The following is a 16483-nucleotide window of genomic DNA, read 5'->3' as shown; positions in this document are numbered from 1 at the left end:
GACATCCTGTATTACCCGCCCGGAATATCCGCCACCATCCGCAGCGAAGCCGTGAGGGCTTCCATCTGCAACCATGGCCGTATCCACGCCACCGCCGCATACATACCGGGACGGCCGGGTAAATCTGTCACGGTAACTTTGGCCTCCGCCAGCGGATGCGTGGCTTTAGCTTCATTGCCGATAGCATTGGGATTAACATACTGATGCAGCCAGCGATCGAGGGATTTTTCCACATCCGCCGCCGAAAGATTCGAACCGACACGATCACGGCCAATCACTTTCAGATACTGTGCGATACGGCTGCTTGCCATGACGTAAGGCAGTCTGGCTGAAATTGCCGCATTAGCGGTCGCCGCCGGATCAGTATAGATTTTCGGTTTATGTACCGTCTGCGCGCCCATAAATACGCCGTGTGCAGCATTTTTGTAATGCACCAGCGGCAGAAAGCCGAGGTCACTGAGCTCTTTTTCCCGCTCATCGGTGAGATTCACCTGTGCCGGGCAAAGCTGAACGGCATCACGGGCATCATTGCGGTAGATATAATTCGGCAGATTATCCACTTTGCCGCCATTCTCTGCTCCGCGCACCGCAGTACACCAGCCGAAGCGGCGGTAAGCCTGTGTCAGCAGCAACCCGAAAGCATAGGCCGCATTGCTCCAGACAAACTGATCCTGTGACGACACCTGTGCGGAGCCGTCCGCCCGCTGCGGTAATTCCTCAAACTCAAATCCGCCGATACTTTTTCCGCCGGTGCCGTAAGGCTGACGCGCCAGGGTTTTCGGCAGTGTCAGTGCCACATAGCGGGATTCATCGGCGGCGCGGAATGCATTCCACGAGGCATACGCGGGAGCATCAAACCCGGCGGCCACCGGTTTGCCGTCCGCAAACCGGGTCATTGACTGAAAATCAAACATCGACTGCCCCGCCGCCGCCACAAACGGCGCATGTGAGGCACTGGCCACTTCGCCGATGTAACGCAGCAGCGCCACATCCTCATCACCGTAGCCAAATTCAAAATCCCCGAGCAACACCCCGTACGGCTGACCGCCTGCAGTACCGAACTCTGCCTGATAAACACAGTTAAAAAACGGGCTGCGATCAATCGCAGGTGCGTTTTCAAACTGTTGCAGCAGCTCGGTTTTGGTGTAATCCGCCATACGGATTTTCAGATCAGCGCCGGGGTCACTTTCCCTGACCAGTTTATGCAATCCCAGCCAGCTGCCCTCCAGCCGCCGGAAATCCGGATCGGTCATCACTTCGGATAATTGCGCGGAAATCTGTTTATCAATCAGTGCGATCGCTTTACGCAGCGTGAGCGTCAGATTTTTGTCCCAGCTCACGGTACCCGCCATGGCCTGCCGGGTCAGCGCGGTCATCAGATCACGGGTGGTGTCCGGCGGCGTCTGCACCGTGGCCTGCACCGCGCGATCCAGAAAGCTGAGTTCTGCCGTGCTCTGTGATGCTGCCGCCTGTTGTTGCAGGGTGTCGCTCATCAGCTCTCCTCCTGTACAGCCAGCTCGGAGGAAAGCGAACTCAGCGCTTCGGTGTTTTGCAGGATTTCTTTGAGCAACTGCTCCAGATCACGGGAGCGGTCTGCTTTGCTGAGCAGCGTTTTCAGCTGATTACGGGTTTCAGCCAGCGATTTAAGCGGTGCAATCTGATTAACCAGATTTTCCGGATGGAAATCCGCCATTGAGGTAAAAGAGAGTTCAACCGGGAACTCACTGCCGTCATCACTGAGTGTATTGGTGACATTAAAGGTCAGTTCCGGATTTATCTGCGCCATCACATCATTAAAATTGTCATTATCAATACCGGTAAATTCCCGGTCTTCCGGCGCACATTTTTTATCCGCCGGTTTGTGGCCGGAAAAATCACCGACCACCCCGACGACAAACGGCAATTCCCGGTTTTCTGATCCCCCGTTTACTTCAACATCATACGTAATACTGACGCGGTTTTTATTTACCCGCTTGTGCTGTGCATTCATTGCCATAACAATTTTCCTGCGGTTATCAAGAAAACGGGAAGCTCTCAGGCTTCCCGTTCAGTATTATTTCGCGCCGGACAGCAGTTTGCCCTGCGGCAGGTTGTAGGTAACAATGCCGCCCTCTTTCAGCTCGCCGCCTTCCAGTTCATAGGAATGTTTCTGGGAAATCTCCACATAGGAGAACGTGATCATTTCATGCGGCTGTGCGCCGTCATAACCGCTGACGTTGTAACCGGTCAGGCGGGCATGAGAAAGTTTGATCTGGAAATACACCGATGCGCCGGAACCGTCAGCTTCCGGTTTGGTAAAGGCGATTTCCACCGTTTTACCTTCTTTACCCGGATTAAACAGGAAAGAAAGCAGATCTTCCGATGCACCATCAATCTGTTTTGCCACACTGACCGGCTGAATCGCGACCATACCGGAATCGGCGTTATTGCCGTTACCGATATCCATCGCCACATTGCGGGAGCCGCCCCAGCTGTAAGAATCCACCGCAAACCAGTTTGCGCCGTCCAGGCCGATAACTGTTGCGCCGCCTTTAATATCAACGCCATCAATTCGCATATAAATACTTGCCATAACTATCCTTATTATGTGTGTGTAATAATTACCAGCGCAGTGCGGTATTGCCGCGCTCTGCCGGTAAGGTCGGGTTTTCATCTGCGGATGCCGTGCCGGATATACCGTTTTCCGGCTCCGGCAATTCCGTCATCTGCATGTCATTCAGACCGGTCAGTGAAAAAATCCGGTCCAGCAGAGTGCTGTTGTCTTCCAGTAAGATTTCCTGCCACAGCCCGGCCAGAGACATCTGTCCCCAGCGGATGGCTTTTTCCAGCAGGTAGGAGATCGGGCTGTGAGGTTCGCTGTCTCTGAAATAGCGTGAAATTTCGCGTAACTGCCGCAGTGCAGTATCACGGTTGTGATGATTACGCTGACTGAGTGCCGGAAAATCCGGGCGGGCAGACTGTTCCGCAGCCGGTGATTCCGGTTTTTGCGGCAGGGATTCCGGCGGTGCATCCGTTACCGGTGGTGCGGACAGCGGCAGACCGCTGACAGCCATCACCGCACTGCGGTAACCGGTCAGTAATTCGGTAAAAAAGGCGGGATGTACCGTGCCGGCAGCACTCCGTGCCGTAAAAAAGGCAGCCAGCGGCTGTAAGTGCGCCAGGCACTGTGTCAGCATATCAATGCGCTGACGGGCATCTGTCCGGGCTTCTTCAGAGCGCGCCGGGAGATCCGGCAACGTTCCGCGGTGCTGACATTGCAGATAATGGTAATAGGGGATGTCATCTGCCACCGGCAACAGCAATACCGCACTGTAAAACAAGCAGTTTTCGGTGGCGGTGCCCAGAATCAGACTCAGCTCCTGTAATTTTATCTGCTCAGCCTGCGGATCTTCCGTATGTTGCGGCGGCTGGTGTTCCCAGTGTTCTGTCATCTGCACAGAGAACCAGGCAAGAGACTGCTCAAGGGCGCGGAGAGACGGGTCCTGTAAAATCCGGCACCAGAGATACCAGCCGGAAAGACTGATATCACGGGCAGTATCTGCCAGAACCGGGAACAATGTATCCGCCAGCGCGGTCTGATCGGCGAGCATCTGCTGCCGGTGCTGCGCCCTGCTTTCCTCATCGGTTTGCTGTAGCAGGCGGCGCAGTGAAGACTGGGCAATATTGAACAGATTACGCAGCGGCCGGTAACGGGCACTGTCTGCTTTTAAATACTCCCCCTGCGGCTGTGTTTCACAAACGGGCAACCACAGTGCTTTCTGCTCATCCTGAGACATGGGCATGCCTTTCCCTTTACTTTCCGACGCTGTTTTCCGATGCGGAAAGTAAACCATATTGAAAGTATTACCACTGTCAGCAACCTCATTGATTTTTTTAGCTTTGCGCCAGACTGCGGCAGCAGATTGTGCAGGAGAACACCGCCAGCGCTGAATTTACTTTATCTTTTAAAAACAGAAAATTAGCTCAGATATCAGATAATAATCCTGATCATCTTTTGTTAGTAGACTTATTATTTTAGCTTTGCCCATTATTTTGTGATCTGTTGCTGTTTATTTTTAATGAATTTAAGCGGTAAAATAAAAACAATAATCCGCCCTGAAGATTTATTCAGGACAAAACTCGGTCGGCGGTGAAATTATCACCGCGTTTGCATAATGTGGCTAACTATCATGAGTAATGTAATTGCGTTTACTGATGCGGACACCAATCCCTGTATGCAGTGCGGGGCATGCTGTGCCTATTTCCGGGTCTCATTTTATCACGGAGAAATGGATATCACGGGCGGTGTGGTACCGGCAGAGATGACAGAAAAAGTGAATGATTTTATGGCCTGCATGAAAGGTACAGATCAGAAATCCCCGCGCTGTATCAATCTTCAGGGGGAAGTCGGTCAGTGTGTGGCATGCAGTATCTACGCGCAGCGCCCGTCCCCCTGCCGTGAATTTGATCAGTCATGGGTCAGCGGTGTGCACAATGCCGCCTGTGACCGGGCAAGAGCCGCACACGGTCTGCCTCCGCTGGAACCACCATCCCGGCATAATGATCACGCCGCCTGAACACCGCCGTTTTGCACTAACGTTTTTTTGGCTGTTCAGGTAGGATAGCAGCATTAAAATCAGACTGAATAAGGACAGCCGTATGAGCGATTATGCCCAAAGTGTTGCTGATGTGGAAAAAGCCATTGAGAGCAACAGTATTACTGAAATGAATGAACTGATGGTCAGCCTGGGTGACAGCAACCCGCTGCCGTATGAACAGCGTTATGAGTTACAGCAGCGCCTCCGTCAGGCGATAATGGATCACGGAAAAATACATCACTAGTTAATTCTTATTCCGTACCGGCTTTTATTCAGCATAATATGCCGGTGCGGAGTGTCATGTTTATTCCGTTAATGTCAGCTTTTGCAAAAGTCTCTGTCATCCCTGTACTAACGGCCTCTTAATCCGCTATTCTTTCCCTGTCAGCTACCTCATTCATCCATCTGATTATTATTTATAACAAATCAGTATTATCTGTCCATTAATTAATAGCCGAAATAAAACACTCTATTTCATTGTTTTACATGATAATTTTATGACGTTTTTAATTTTTAGCCCACTAAAAAAATTCCTTAATTATCTGTAGAGGAAAGGGAATAATCGGCATATGATATTGAATAAGTTTCACGGACGTGACTATTTAAACGTGCGTTGTATGTTGTGTTCTGTTTTTGCCGGACACCGGCCGGGTTTGTAAGGAATGCTTATTATGGAAGTATCAAACTATTCACCGTTACTGAGCTATTACGCGTACATTAAAAAATTTATTGCGTCTCCGGCAACCATGGGAACTATTACTCCCTCATCACGCTGGCTGTGTCGTGCAATGGTCCGCCACGTCGACTGGAACGGTGTTCAGCATTTTGCTGAACTGGGTGCCGGTACCGGGGTTATCACCCGCCAGATTCTGGATCAGATGAATCCGCAGGCAAAACTGGATGCCTACGAGATTGATCCGTATTTTGTCAGTCTGCTGAATAAATTTCAGGACAGCCGTCTGGGGATTTTTTCGGACTCGGCAGAAAAGCTGAACCATCCGTATAATGTGATTTTTTCCGGCCTGCCGTTCCTGTCCATTGACCGCCGGGTCGGGCTGCGTATTCTGAAAGCTGTACGTGACAATCTTGAAATCAGTAACGGACAGTTTATTCTATTCCAGTACACCACCAAGTTTGAGAAATACCTGCACCGCTATTTCCATTTCCGCAAAGAGCGTGTGATGTTCAACGTTCCGCCTGCGTGGGTGTATATCTGTACCCCCAAAAGACGTCATACCAATAGCTAATCATACGCAGGTGTCCCGCCATACCGGGACATCTGCCATCTCAATACCTCTGATTTACAGGTTATTATGTTAACTGTCATTCCTGCAAAACCGGCTTATTTTCCGCGCCTTGTGGCTATCTGGGAATCATCCGTCCGTGCCACACATGATTTTTTAGGTGAGGCTGATATTGAAAAGCTGCGTCCGCTGCTGCTGAATACCTATCTGCCGAACCTGAATGTGGTGATGGCACAGGATGAAAACGGAGAGATTCACGGCTTCCTCGGCACAGACGGAAACCGGATTGAGATGCTGTTTGTGGATGCGGCAATTCGCGGCAAAGGCACCGGTAAATTCCTGCTGAATTATGCGGTTGAGCAGTTACAGGCCGATGAGCTGGATGTGAATGAACAAAACCCGCAGGGCGCCGGTTTTTACCGCCATATGGGCTTTATACAGACAGGTCGTTCTGAACTGGATGGTGAGGGAAACCCGTTCCCGCTGCTGCACATGAAATATACCGGCAAAACAGCGGGATGATGTCTCAGCCGAAAACACCGGTTGAGAGATAACGGTCACCGCGATCGCAAATGACAGCCACAATCACCGCTCCCGGTTTTTCTTTCGCAATCCTCAGCGCACCGGCCACCGCCCCGCCGGAGCTGACCCCGCAGAAAATACCTTCCTGCTGCGCGAGCTGACGCATGGTGTTCTCCGCGTCCTGCTGGGTGATATCCAGAATATCATCCACCAGCTGCGGCTGAAAAATGCCCGGCAGATACCCCGGTGACCAGCGCCGTATCCCCGGAATCTGGCTGTTTTCCGCCGGTTGCAGGCCGGTGATATTCACCTGCGGCGCGACCTCTTTCAGGTAACGCGCCACCCCGGTGATGGTGCCGGTGGTGCCCATCGCGGAAACAAAATGAGTGATACGGCCACCGGTCTGCTGCCAGATCTCCGGGCCGGTTGTCCGGTAGTGGGCCAGCGGATTATCGGGGTTATTAAACTGATCGAGCACATAGCCCTCTCCGTCCGCTGCCATCTGCCGCGCCAGATCCCGTGCACCTTCCATGCCCTGCGCCCGGCTGACCAGCACCAGTTCCGCACCGTACGCCTTCATGGCGGCCTGACGTTCGGCACTCATATTTTCCGGCATCAGCAGTTTTAATTTGTATCCGCGTATGGCGGAAATCATCGCCAGTGCAATACCGGTATTGCCGCTGGTGGCTTCAATCAGCGTGTCGCCGGGACGAATTTCCCCGCGCTGTTCAGCGCCTTCAATCATACTTTTCGCCGCACGATCTTTTACCGAGCCGCCGGGGTTATTGCCTTCCGGTTTGATCCAGATTTCTGCACCGTACTCTTCCCCCAGCCGGGCAAGCCGGAAAAGCGGGGTATTACCGATACCATTACTGATAGATGCCACGTTATTCTGCCTCCTGAGCCGTAAACTGAAACCATACCGCCGCAGCAAGGCAATATGCAACCGGATTTATTCTCATGTTCATGCGCACTGCGCCTGCGGCAGCAGTGCCAGTTCGTGTTCACCGCGGAACAGCCGCAGCTCTCTGATAGTCAGCCAGACAGAATCACCGGCGGCGGCGCGGGTGTCCGGCGGTAATATCACCGTCACTTCATCTTCTGCGGCTTCCGTAGTCACTACCGCAGTGCGGTAATGACCGTGTGAACGGAGCGTCACGATCCGTGCGGCAACCGCATCTGCTGAAAACGTATGTTTCAGTGTCAGCGACCACGGGCGGACAAATACCGCCACCGGCCCGGATCCGGCCGTCAGCGCGGTAACCGGCTGACGCACACCGCCGACCCGGACCACACCGTCAGTACCGATATCACCGCGGAAAATATTTATCTGACCAAGAAATTCCGTCACAAAACGGTTGCTGTCATCATTGCCGAGGCTTTCCGGTGCCGCAACCTGTTCTATATGCCCGCTGCGCATTACCACGATACGGTCGGCCACTTCCAGTGCCTCTTCCTGATCGTGCGTCACAAACACAGCGGTGAATCCCAGCGACTGATGCAGCTGACGCAGCCAGCGGCGCAGTTCGGTTCTCACCCCGGCATCCAGTGCACCGAACGGTTCATCCAGCAGCAGGATACGTGGCTCCGCCGCCAGCGCTCTGGCCAGTGCCACCCGCTGCTGCTGCCCTCCGGAAAGCTGTGCCGGATACCGGTCCGCCAGGTGCGGCATCTGAATTTTTTCCAGCAGCGACATCACCTTATCGTGGATCTGCGTTTTTGACGGCCGTGTTTTACGCGGCAGAACGGTCAGACCGAACGCAATATTGTCAAACACCGTCATATGCCGGAACAACGCATAGTGCTGGAATACAAACCCGGCACGGCGCTCACCGGCAGCCATCCCGGAGACTTCCTCACCGCTGATATACAGTTCACCGGCGGTATGAGGCGTCAGCCCGGCAATAATGCGCAGCAGTGTGGTTTTTCCGGAACCGGACGGCCCCAGCAACGCCACCATTTCACCGTCCGCCACCGACAGCGAGATATCCTGCAATACCGGCTCTGCGCCGAAATGATGTGTCAGATGACGGATCTCAATGCTCATATTTCCTCCGGTATCCCTGATATGCCATCACTCCGTGACGAATGCATAAGGTCACAACAGCCATCAGCGCCAGCAGTCCGGATGCGGTAAACGCCGCCACCGTCTGATAATCCTGATGCAATAATTCCACCTGCAGCGGCAGAGTGAACGTTTCCCCGCGAATCGCCCCGGAAACCACCGAGACCGCGCCAAACTCCCCGATAGCACGGGCATTGGTCAGTATCACACCGTAAAACAGCGGCCAGCGGATATTGGGCAGCGTCACCCGCCACCAAATCTGCCACGCACGGGCTCCCAGCAGCACAGCAGCCTCTTCCTCCTGCGCGCCCTGGCTGAGCATCACCGGCACCAGTTCCCTGACCACATAGGGACAGGTCACAAAAATAGTCACCAGCACAATCCCCGGCAGCGCAAACATGATTTGGGTATCCAGCGAGCTTTCCAGAAAACCGCCAAGCCAGCTGTTCGAGCCGTACAGCAGCAGGTAAAGCAGCCCGGCAATCACCGGTGATACCGCAAACGGCAAATCAGCCAGCGTCAGCAGCAACTGACGGCCGGGAAAACGGAACCGTGTCACCAGCCACGCCAGCAGTGTGCCGAAAATCAGATTCACCGGTACGGTGATCAGCGCCACAATCAGCGTCAGCCAGATAGCATGCAGCATATCCGCCTCCGCCAGCGCCCGGACCACACCACCGATACCGTCAGATAACGCGGTGACAAAAATCCATATCAGCGGAACAATCAGGATCACAAACGTCAGCAGCAGACCGGTGCCAATCAGCAGCCACTTCTGCCACGGAAAACGCCTGCGGCGCAGTGAATCAGCCATGTGACCTGCCTGTGCGCAACCCGGCGCGGCTCTGGATGATATTCACCGCCAGCAGCAGCACCAGTGATGTCATCAGCACCACAGAGGCAATTGCTGCCGCTGCCGGATATTCAAATTCCTGCAAACGGACAAAAATCAGGAACGACACCACTTCCGTCTGCCACGCCAGATTACCGGCGATAAAAATCACCGCGCCGAACTCACCGAGACTGCGGGTAAACGATAAAACGGTGCCCGCCAGGGCGGCAGGCGCAATTTCCGGCCAGATCACACGGCGGAATATCTGAAAACGCGAAGCACCCAGCGTTTCTGCCGCTTCCTCATATTCCGGTTTCAGGGTTTCCAGCACCGGCTGTACCGTGCGGACAACAAACGGAATACTGGTAAACATCATCGCGACAGCAATACCAATCCAGGTATTCACCACCGTGATATTAAATGAGTCAAAAAAACGGCCGTACCAGCCGTTGGGGGCAAACAGTGTGGCGAGCGTCAGCCCCGCCACCGCGGTGGGCAGCGCAAAGGGCAGATCCATCAGGCCATCGAGAATACGGCGGCCGGGAAAGCGGTGGCGGGTCAGAATCCAGGCCATCAGCACACCAAAAACGGCATTGAACAGACTGGCGGCCAGCGCAGCGAGCAGTGTGACTTTATAGGCGGCAACCACCTGCGGACCGGTGATCACCTGCCAGTACTGCGCCCAGCTCATCTGCGCCAGCTGTAATACCAGCGCGGTGAGAGGCAGCAACAGGATCAGCCCGCTGTAAAGCAGGGTAAACCCGAGGGACAGGCCGAATCCCGGCAATACCCGCCTTGCCATATCAGCGTCCCTGAGCCATCAGAGTGTCAAATTCACCGCCTGAATTAAAACGACTTTTCATCACTTCAGACCATGAACCAAACTGATCTTCCACTTTAAACAGCGTGACCGGCGGAAATTGTCCTTTGGTCGCCGCCATCACATCCGGGTCAGTAACACGGTAATTAAACTGTGTCATTTTTGCCTGCGCCGCCGGGCTGTACAGGAAAGTCAGATACGCATCGGCAACAGCCTGAGTACCATTTTTTTCGGTGTTTTTATCCACCCGCGCCACCGGGAATTCCGCCAGAATATTCGATGCCGGAACGATAACATCGTAATCATCCGCGCCATATTCATTGCGGATATTATTCACTTCTGATTCAAAACTGATCAGCACATCCCCCAGCCCGCGATCGATAAATGACGTGGTGGCTCCGCGGCCGCCGGTATCAAATACCGCGACATTACTGAGGAATTTTTTCATCTGCTCCTGCGTTTTGGCACTGTTTTTACCGTTTTTCTGCTGCCAGAAACCCTCCGCAGCCAGGTAAGTATAGCGGCCGTTACCGGAGGTTTTCGGGTTCGGGAAGACGATTTTCACATCATCACGCAGCAGGGAATCCCAGTCTTTTATCTGTTTCGGGTTTCCTTTGCGCACCAGAAAAGCCATGGTGGAATAATACGGAGAACTGTTATTCGGCAGACGGGCCTGCCAGTCAGCCGCCAGCAGATTTCCTTTATCATGCAGAATCTGCACATCTGTCACCTGGTTATAAGTGACCACATCTGCCCGCAGTCCCTGTAATATCGCCAGGGCCTGTTTTGAGGAGCCGCCGTGCGACTGGCGGATAGTCAGCGGATCGTCCGGGTGTTCCGCGTTCCACTGTTTTTCAAACAGCGGGTTAATGTCCGTGAACAACTCACGGGCAATATCATAGGAGCTGTTCAGCAGCTGAGCAGCACCGGCGGCGCCACTCCACACCGCAGAGAGGAGCAGCAGACCGGCAGGTAATACAGCGTTGGCAGACAGTTTCACGGCGGAGAACCTCATTATGATGATGCGTTTCAGGGAACTCCGGTCAGTGTGCATATATCAGTAAAGTGATACAAGCCATTTGCTTATACCATTATGGAATTATATATAGTGATTATTTCCTTCCGGATATTACGCATCGATATGTTTCTTTTCTTCCTGCTGTGCTGATGCTTTTTCATTATGCTGATTGTGGTCACAACTGCCGTGTGAACCGTGTCCTCTGTGCATAAAGAAGTGCATCAGCGGGCAAATCAGTAACATCAGCAGAAACCAGTTTTCTCTGAAAAATTCGTACATGAGGAACCTCCTGTGTGGTTGATACCTGCAGGATAGGGGTTGCCCTCAGGGGAAGGTACAGCGGAATAGTGTCATTTAACCTTTGTTTTTGTAAGGATAAAGATAATGCCGGTTGGTAGTGTCCGGGGAGCGCTGCCACAACAGACAAAACGAAAAGCCGCTGTAAATACCTCCCTGTAAGCTCAGGCGCGTCATCCATGACGCGCATGCTTTTCGTTCATTTGTCCGTTGCTTCAGCTATACATAAGCAACTGTGTTACTTACCGCATAACCTGCTATTACAGCGCGCTCAGCTGTTCCAGCGACGGCGCATAATAGTAAGCACCGGTTTTCGGTTTACTGAAACGCAGCAGATCATCAAATTTACCGTCAGTTTCGCCGAACATGCTCAGCAGTTGCTGCTCAATATTGTGCAGACGACCGCAGTACGCGATAAAAAACAGTCCGTGCTCACCACTGGCAGTACCGTACGGCAGGCTCTGGCGCAGAATGGAAAGTTCTTCGCCCTCCTCCTCAATGACCACACGGGATACATGGGAAGTCACGTTACGCACATTCTCATCCAGCTCGGTGCTGTCTGCTTTGGTGCGGCCAATCATTTTTTCCTGCTGCTCTTCGGAAAAACGTGTCCATTTATTCAGGCTGTGCGCCCAGCGCTGCGTGAGGATATAACTGCCGCCCGCATCTTCCCCATCCGCGATCAGTGCCACCTCCGGACGCTCTTCCCCTTCCGGGTTTTCAGTACCGTCGATGAAACCGCTCAGGTCGCGCTCTTCTGTCCAGCGGAAACCGTGTGTTTCCCCCTGAATTTCAACCGCACCGGCAAATGCCGCCACCGCCGCCTGAGCCAGCGAGAAGTTGATATCATGACGCTGAGAATGAATGTGGATCAGTAAATCATACTGCGTGGCCGGTGCCAGACCGCGCCCCAGTTCACGGAAGTTTTTGAGCTCCGGCGCACTGCTCTCACTGCCCAGCTGACGCCACAGATCATGACCGAATGCCACTGTTGCACTCAGCTGATCAGAGGCAAATTGTTCCTGTAATTTTTTCAGTGCCGCCAGAAAAACCTGACAACCGCGCCGGATTGCCGGTAAATCATCTTTCGTGTTTGCTTCAATAAAAATACCGAAACGGCAGTGTTCCGGCAGAATACCGCTTTGTGCTTGTGACATATTGCTCCCTTTGCATCGTCAGTCTGATCAGGAAATGGCCTTATCATAAATCACTGACACGGAATTACATTGCTATTCCGCAAGTTCATCTGTCATTGCGGGTTATTTATTTGCCCAGACGACATAACTGACTGTCCAGTTTTTCAGAATATCATCTGACGGCATCAGTGTTTCAGGACCAAACCAGATTCCGCGGAAAACATAGGAAATACGCGGGGTCTGTGGTGAACGACAGATAACCTGTGCAACATTGTCAAATTCAGATGTCAGCGTACAGGCACCGGCAGCGGCCTGCGGATAGATATCAGAAAACCGCGTTCCGGTTCCGGTATCCCACTCAGTGCGGATATCCGCATCATTGACGACAATACGCTGCACAGTCCCGTTTTCCGGCCCGGACAGCCGGATAACGGTTTTATCATTCTTCCGGCCCTCAAAAATCTTAACGATCTCACCCTGCTCTGTCTGCATACCACCACGCAGCGTGTATTTGTCGTCCAGACCCTGACTGATTGCACTTTCTGTCATGGCGGTCTGACTATTCACATCACCGACCCCCTGTGCCGTCATCGTCATTGCACTGCTGCTGAACCAGCTTACCGGCGATAATGATGACCATGAAAACGAACTGCACCCGTTCAGCATCAGTACGGTACCGGCCACGGCAGCCAGTTTAATTGCCTGATAACACTTCATTCATTGCTCCTTTCATTCGGTTCAGATATCAGACTCCGGAATTGACAAAACATTCATTCTGAATTATTACATCAAATAACTTTAATGAAATAAGTATATTTACGAATTCAGTAAATTAACGTTTCCGATAAGATATGTCCCGGCATATCACCGACATTCTCATTTACCGGCGTCGTAAGCTATGGCTGAAATGACATTCACATCATCGTCTTTTTATCTGCTTTCAGCAGTTGTTCTGACAGGTATATCAGGGCTTCAGCCTGCTGCTGCTTTGCCGTCATTTTCCGCGTATGAATATCATCAGAGTACTGTCAAATGTGAAACGCCGCAGCGTTTTGTCATCAAACAACTGCCCTATCTGCAGGATAACAGCCGTGTGATCCTGGAAGGTAATATTCAGTCTCAGATTTCAGCGGAACACTATCTGCTGGGGGATTACAGTGGTATTGTCGAAGTAAAAATCCCGGCTGATTTGTGGGGAAAAAAGATTATTACGACTAATGATATTATCCGTATTGAAGGCGGAATGGAAAAAGACCGCCATGAGATTGTGGTGACCGCCGATGCGCTCAGTGTGGTGAATCCGGGCAGTTAATATTCCGGGTCGGTGAGCAGGCGTTTCGTGTAGGTCAGGCTGTCCTGCTGACATTCGTCGTAAGCCAGTTTGTCAAACATACTCAGTGTGGCGGTATTGTCATCCGGGATAGCCAGCAGCAGTTGCGGACATCCCCGCGCCAGCAGCTTTTTCTCCAGCCTCACCACCATAGCGTTTGCAATTCCCCGCCCCTGAAACTCCGGATGCACGGCCAGGTAATAGGCATAGCCACGATATCCGTCATAGCCGCCCAGCAGTGTGCCCACCACTTCACCGTTGACCTCCGCCACCAGAAACAGTGCCGGATCATGTGCCATTTTCCGCTCGATCACGGTTTCCGGGTCATCCGGGGGGGTGACCAGATCACAGCGTTCCCAGAGCGCAACAACCTCTTCAAAATCACCTTGCTGAAATGTGCGAATGTCCATACCGTTACCTGTCTGCCGGTTGTCTGCCCGTGTCCGTGACGGAACGGGTGTGATATCTTATAAAAACAAAATGATATACTAAAGTTTATCCGCAGCTCAATGGTCGTGATGTAATGAATATCCCTGATAGTGACAGTGTTAAAGATTTTTTCCTTCAATTGCAGGACTCCCTTTGCGGACAACTGGCCGCCAGTGACGGCAGTGCGGCGTTTACTGAAGATAAATGGCAGCGGGAGTCCGGCGGCGGCGGACGCAGCCGGGTACTGAAATCCGGCGCACTGTTTGAGCAGGCCGGTGTCAATTTTTCACATGTCAGCGGGGATAATCTGCCGCCATCTGCCACCGCACACCGGCCGGAACTGGCCGGGTGTCACTATCAGGCCATGGGTGTTTCCCTGGTGCTGCATCCGCATAATCCGTATGTGCCGGCCGCGCACGCCAATGTCCGCTTTTTTATAGCCGAAAAAGCCGGATGTGAGCCGGTCTGGTGGTTCGGCGGCGGTTTTGATCTGACACCTTTTTATCCGTTTTCCGAAGATGCCGTACACTGGCATACCGTGGCACGGGATATCTGCCGGCCACTGGGTGAGGATGCCTGGCCGCGTTATAAAAAATGGTGCGATGACTATTTTTATCTGAAACACCGTAATGAAGCCCGCGGTATCGGCGGTCTGTTCTTTGATGATCTGAATAAACCCGGTTTTGAGGAATGCTTTGCGTTTACTCAGGCTGTCGGCAACGGCTTTACCCGCGCTTATCTGCCCATCGCGGAAAAACGTCGTTCTATCCCTTATGGTGAGCGCGAACGGCAGTTCCAGCTCTACCGGCGCGGCCGCTACGTTGAGTTCAATCTGGTGTGGGATCGCGGTACCCTGTTCGGCTTACAGAGCGGCGGCCGGACGGAATCTATCCTGATGTCAATGCCGCCGCTGGTGCGCTGGGAATATGATTACCAGCCGCAGGCCGGTTCCCCTGAAGCCGCGCTGGACGATTTCCTGATCCCGCGGGACTGGGTCTGATATCAATTCACAGTGTGCTGACTGAAAAGCAGGCTGATAGTCTGCTGCGGTAAGTATTTTCCTCCGCAAAAATAGCGGCTCCAACCTGAGGAGAACCGCTTATGTCAGCACACGCCCCGCGCTATTCATTTTTACCGCCCTGGATTCTGAAGAAACGGCTGCTTCATGAAGAAAATAATGAAGAAGCGCTGTTATGCTATCAGCATATACACCAGCTTTTGGCTTACAGTCACCAGCCCGGCACAGACATCACGCCGTGCAATTATGCCTCTCTGACAGAAACCGGATGCCATTTACCGGTACACCGCCGTGTTATGCATCTGAAAAACCTGACTACCGTTCCTGCTCTGTATTACCGGGAAGACAGAAAAGCAAAAAACACACAGCACTATCCGGCCGTTCTCAGTGATACGGACACGGACAATATGTTTGAATACCTTAATATCATTTACGGTTTTTTCGACGATGTTTTTGATTACAAATCGTTCAATGACAGCAATGCCACTATCTCTGCCATGACACATTACGGGCGCGGCTATTGCAATGCGTTCTGGAACGGTGCTCACCTCGTTTTTGGTGCCGGTGATGCCCCGCTGAGTGAATCCCCGCTGTTCCTGAGTTTTGCTCAGCTGGATATCGCCACACACGAGTTTTCCCATGCCGTGATTGATCACCTTTCCCCGCTGACTTACAGCCATCAATCCGGTGCCCTGAATGAATCCGTCTGTGATGTGTTTGCCATCATGCTGGGCCATTATCACCGCCGCCACGCGAGCCACCAGGGGGACTGGCATATCGGCAGAACATTATTTAATAAACAGAGCGGCATAAAAGCATTACGTTCACTATCTTCACCGGGAAATGCCTATAACCATCCGGTGATTGGTAAGGATAAACAAGTGGCACATATGCGCGATTATGTTGAGCTGCCGGATGATCCGGAAAATGATAACGGCGGCGTGCATTGCTACTCCGGTATCCCGAATCATGCATTTTATCATTTCGCCTCCGCCCTCGGCGGGTACAGCTGGGAGGTGGCAGGCCAAATCTGGTTTGATACCCTGCGCAGAGGCAACCTGCCGCCGGAATGTGATTTCCGGACTTTTGCCCGCGAAACCATGACCGTCGCCGGTGATAATTATGATGAGGAAGTTGCAGCGGTACTGATGAGTGCCTGGCACGCCGTCGGGCTGGAGCCGTAATAATGTCCGGA

At 52.6% G+C, this 16483-nt stretch carries 20 protein-coding genes; 7 read left to right on the top strand and 13 right to left on the bottom strand.

What is annotated here, in order from left to right:
* Positions 1–11 precede the first annotated feature (11 nt).
* Genes tssC through R5268_RS07385 form a run of 4 tightly spaced genes read right to left on the bottom strand, consistent with a single transcriptional unit; the run spans position 12 to position 3782 of the window.
* Positions 12–1493: a type VI secretion system contractile sheath large subunit gene (gene tssC / locus R5268_RS07400; protein WP_317419067.1), complete on the bottom strand. Its 1482-nt coding sequence runs from the start codon at positions 1491–1493 to the stop codon at positions 12–14.
* Positions 1493–1996 carry a type VI secretion system contractile sheath small subunit gene (gene tssB, locus R5268_RS07395; protein WP_107678406.1) on the bottom strand — a complete coding sequence of 168 codons (504 nt, stop codon included), beginning with the start codon at positions 1994–1996 and terminating at the stop codon, positions 1493–1495. Before tssB ends, tssC begins: the two co-directional genes overlap by 1 nt.
* A 57-nt stretch (positions 1997–2053) precedes the next feature.
* Complete coding sequence (locus R5268_RS07390; RefSeq protein ID WP_025152132.1) at positions 2054–2572, bottom strand: Hcp family type VI secretion system effector; 519 nt, start codon at positions 2570–2572, stop codon at positions 2054–2056.
* A 28-nt stretch (positions 2573–2600) separates the two neighbouring features.
* Positions 2601–3782, bottom strand: coding sequence for a type VI secretion system ImpA family N-terminal domain-containing protein (locus R5268_RS07385; RefSeq protein ID WP_317419066.1), 1182 nt, complete (start codon positions 3780–3782; stop codon positions 2601–2603).
* A 387-nt stretch (positions 3783–4169) separates the two neighbouring features.
* Between R5268_RS07385 and R5268_RS07380 the strand changes: the two genes are divergently transcribed.
* From R5268_RS07380 to R5268_RS07365, 4 genes are all read left to right on the top strand, one after another.
* The gene (locus R5268_RS07380) at positions 4170–4556 is read left to right on the top strand and encodes a YkgJ family cysteine cluster protein (RefSeq protein ID WP_046892477.1); all 387 of its coding nucleotides are present in this window, start codon (positions 4170–4172) and stop codon (positions 4554–4556) included.
* A gap of 82 nt (positions 4557–4638) precedes the next feature.
* The gene (locus tag R5268_RS07375; protein ID WP_004241466.1) at positions 4639–4821 is read left to right on the top strand and encodes a DUF2526 family protein; all 183 of its coding nucleotides are present in this window, start codon (positions 4639–4641) and stop codon (positions 4819–4821) included.
* 427 nt (positions 4822–5248) lie between these two features.
* Complete coding sequence (locus R5268_RS07370) at positions 5249–5824, top strand: class I SAM-dependent methyltransferase (RefSeq protein ID WP_107678402.1); 576 nt, start codon at positions 5249–5251, stop codon at positions 5822–5824.
* 66 nt (positions 5825–5890) lie between these two features.
* On the top strand, positions 5891–6343 hold the full coding sequence (locus R5268_RS07365) for a GNAT family N-acetyltransferase (RefSeq protein WP_107678401.1): 453 nt from the start codon (positions 5891–5893) through the stop codon (positions 6341–6343).
* Positions 6344–6347: 4 nt separating this feature from the next.
* Here R5268_RS07365 and cysM read toward each other — a convergent pair whose 3' ends face one another.
* The 8 genes from cysM to R5268_RS07325 form a co-directional block, all read right to left on the bottom strand.
* Positions 6348–7229, bottom strand: coding sequence for a cysteine synthase CysM (gene cysM / locus R5268_RS07360; protein ID WP_218455387.1), 882 nt, complete (start codon positions 7227–7229; stop codon positions 6348–6350).
* Positions 7230–7307: 78 nt separating this feature from the next.
* On the bottom strand, positions 7308–8390 hold the full coding sequence (locus R5268_RS07355; protein ID WP_317419065.1) for an ATP-binding cassette domain-containing protein: 1083 nt from the start codon (positions 8388–8390) through the stop codon (positions 7308–7310).
* On the bottom strand, positions 8380–9222 hold the full coding sequence (gene cysW / locus R5268_RS07350) for a sulfate/thiosulfate ABC transporter permease CysW (protein ID WP_317419064.1): 843 nt from the start codon (positions 9220–9222) through the stop codon (positions 8380–8382). Before cysW ends, R5268_RS07355 begins: the two co-directional genes overlap by 11 nt.
* A complete protein-coding gene (cysT, locus tag R5268_RS07345) occupies positions 9215–10042 on the bottom strand; it encodes a sulfate/thiosulfate ABC transporter permease CysT (RefSeq protein ID WP_317419063.1) in 828 nt (275 codons plus the stop codon). The genes cysW and cysT overlap by 8 nt, the downstream gene beginning before the upstream one ends.
* Position 10043: 1 nt before the next feature.
* Positions 10044–11075, bottom strand: a complete 1032-nt coding sequence (cysP, locus tag R5268_RS07340; RefSeq protein ID WP_046892484.1) for a thiosulfate ABC transporter substrate-binding protein CysP — start codon at positions 11073–11075, stop codon at positions 10044–10046.
* A 114-nt stretch (positions 11076–11189) separates the two neighbouring features.
* Entirely contained in the window at positions 11190–11357 is a 168-nt protein-coding gene (locus R5268_RS07335; RefSeq protein ID WP_218455384.1) for a DUF2933 domain-containing protein, read from the bottom strand.
* Positions 11358–11635: 278 nt separating this feature from the next.
* Positions 11636–12532: a Dyp-type peroxidase gene (locus R5268_RS07330; protein WP_317419062.1), complete on the bottom strand. Its 897-nt coding sequence runs from the start codon at positions 12530–12532 to the stop codon at positions 11636–11638.
* A 102-nt stretch (positions 12533–12634) separates the two neighbouring features.
* The gene (locus tag R5268_RS07325) at positions 12635–13228 is read right to left on the bottom strand and encodes an RpoE-regulated lipoprotein (RefSeq protein ID WP_317419061.1); all 594 of its coding nucleotides are present in this window, start codon (positions 13226–13228) and stop codon (positions 12635–12637) included.
* Positions 13229–13409: 181 nt separating this feature from the next.
* Here R5268_RS07325 and R5268_RS07320 point away from each other — a divergent pair, with 181 nt between their 5' ends.
* Positions 13410–13823, top strand: coding sequence for a YgiW/YdeI family stress tolerance OB fold protein (locus R5268_RS07320; protein WP_218455382.1), 414 nt, complete (start codon positions 13410–13412; stop codon positions 13821–13823).
* Here the strand turns inward: R5268_RS07320 and R5268_RS07315 are convergent.
* The gene (locus tag R5268_RS07315; protein ID WP_046892488.1) at positions 13820–14251 is read right to left on the bottom strand and encodes a GNAT family acetyltransferase; all 432 of its coding nucleotides are present in this window, start codon (positions 14249–14251) and stop codon (positions 13820–13822) included. The two genes, R5268_RS07320 and R5268_RS07315, sit on opposite strands and share 4 nt — an antisense overlap.
* 113 nt (positions 14252–14364) lie before the next feature.
* Between R5268_RS07315 and hemF the strand changes: the two genes are divergently transcribed.
* Both hemF and R5268_RS07305 read left to right on the top strand, forming a co-directional pair.
* Entirely contained in the window at positions 14365–15270 is a 906-nt protein-coding gene (hemF, locus tag R5268_RS07310; protein WP_317419060.1) for an oxygen-dependent coproporphyrinogen oxidase, read from the top strand.
* Positions 15271–15371: 101 nt separating this feature from the next.
* The gene (locus tag R5268_RS07305; protein WP_317419059.1) at positions 15372–16472 is read left to right on the top strand and encodes a M4 family metallopeptidase; all 1101 of its coding nucleotides are present in this window, start codon (positions 15372–15374) and stop codon (positions 16470–16472) included.
* The last annotated feature ends 11 nt before the right edge of the window (positions 16473–16483 follow it).

It is taken from the genome of Morganella sp. BCCO 40_0007 (assembly GCF_032989665.1).
In the GTDB taxonomy this organism is placed as follows: domain Bacteria; phylum Pseudomonadota; class Gammaproteobacteria; order Enterobacterales; family Enterobacteriaceae; genus Morganella; species Morganella sibonii.
The sequence above is the reverse complement of the archived record's forward strand: the minus strand, read 5'-3'. Positions and strand labels throughout refer to the sequence as shown.

Excerpts from the sequence above, each read along its gene's own strand:
- tssC (WP_317419067.1), bottom strand. The coding sequence starts at position 1,493 with ATGAGCGACACCCTGCAACAACAGGCGGCAGCATCACAGAGCACGGCA.
- tssB (WP_107678406.1), bottom strand. The coding sequence starts at position 1,996 with ATGGCAATGAATGCACAGCACAAGCGGGTAAATAAAAACCGCGTCAGT.
- R5268_RS07390 (WP_025152132.1), bottom strand. The coding sequence starts at position 2,572 with ATGGCAAGTATTTATATGCGAATTGATGGCGTTGATATTAAAGGCGGC.
- R5268_RS07385 (WP_317419066.1), bottom strand. The coding sequence starts at position 3,782 with ATGCCCATGTCTCAGGATGAGCAGAAAGCACTGTGGTTGCCCGTTTGT.
- R5268_RS07380 (WP_046892477.1), top strand. The coding sequence starts at position 4,170 with ATGAGTAATGTAATTGCGTTTACTGATGCGGACACCAATCCCTGTATG.
- R5268_RS07375 (WP_004241466.1), top strand. The coding sequence starts at position 4,639 with ATGAGCGATTATGCCCAAAGTGTTGCTGATGTGGAAAAAGCCATTGAG.
- R5268_RS07370 (WP_107678402.1), top strand. The coding sequence starts at position 5,249 with ATGGAAGTATCAAACTATTCACCGTTACTGAGCTATTACGCGTACATT.
- R5268_RS07365 (WP_107678401.1), top strand. The coding sequence starts at position 5,891 with ATGTTAACTGTCATTCCTGCAAAACCGGCTTATTTTCCGCGCCTTGTG.
- R5268_RS07355 (WP_317419065.1), bottom strand. The coding sequence starts at position 8,390 with ATGAGCATTGAGATCCGTCATCTGACACATCATTTCGGCGCAGAGCCG.
- cysW (WP_317419064.1), bottom strand. The coding sequence starts at position 9,222 with ATGGCTGATTCACTGCGCCGCAGGCGTTTTCCGTGGCAGAAGTGGCTG.
- cysT (WP_317419063.1), bottom strand. The coding sequence starts at position 10,042 with ATGGCAAGGCGGGTATTGCCGGGATTCGGCCTGTCCCTCGGGTTTACC.
- cysP (WP_046892484.1), bottom strand. The coding sequence starts at position 11,075 with ATGAGGTTCTCCGCCGTGAAACTGTCTGCCAACGCTGTATTACCTGCC.
- R5268_RS07335 (WP_218455384.1), bottom strand. The coding sequence starts at position 11,357 with ATGTACGAATTTTTCAGAGAAAACTGGTTTCTGCTGATGTTACTGATT.
- R5268_RS07330 (WP_317419062.1), bottom strand. The coding sequence starts at position 12,532 with ATGTCACAAGCACAAAGCGGTATTCTGCCGGAACACTGCCGTTTCGGT.
- R5268_RS07325 (WP_317419061.1), bottom strand. The coding sequence starts at position 13,228 with ATGAAGTGTTATCAGGCAATTAAACTGGCTGCCGTGGCCGGTACCGTA.
- R5268_RS07320 (WP_218455382.1), top strand. The coding sequence starts at position 13,410 with ATGGCTGAAATGACATTCACATCATCGTCTTTTTATCTGCTTTCAGCA.
- R5268_RS07315 (WP_046892488.1), bottom strand. The coding sequence starts at position 14,251 with ATGGACATTCGCACATTTCAGCAAGGTGATTTTGAAGAGGTTGTTGCG.
- hemF (WP_317419060.1), top strand. The coding sequence starts at position 14,365 with ATGAATATCCCTGATAGTGACAGTGTTAAAGATTTTTTCCTTCAATTG.
- R5268_RS07305 (WP_317419059.1), top strand. The coding sequence starts at position 15,372 with ATGTCAGCACACGCCCCGCGCTATTCATTTTTACCGCCCTGGATTCTG.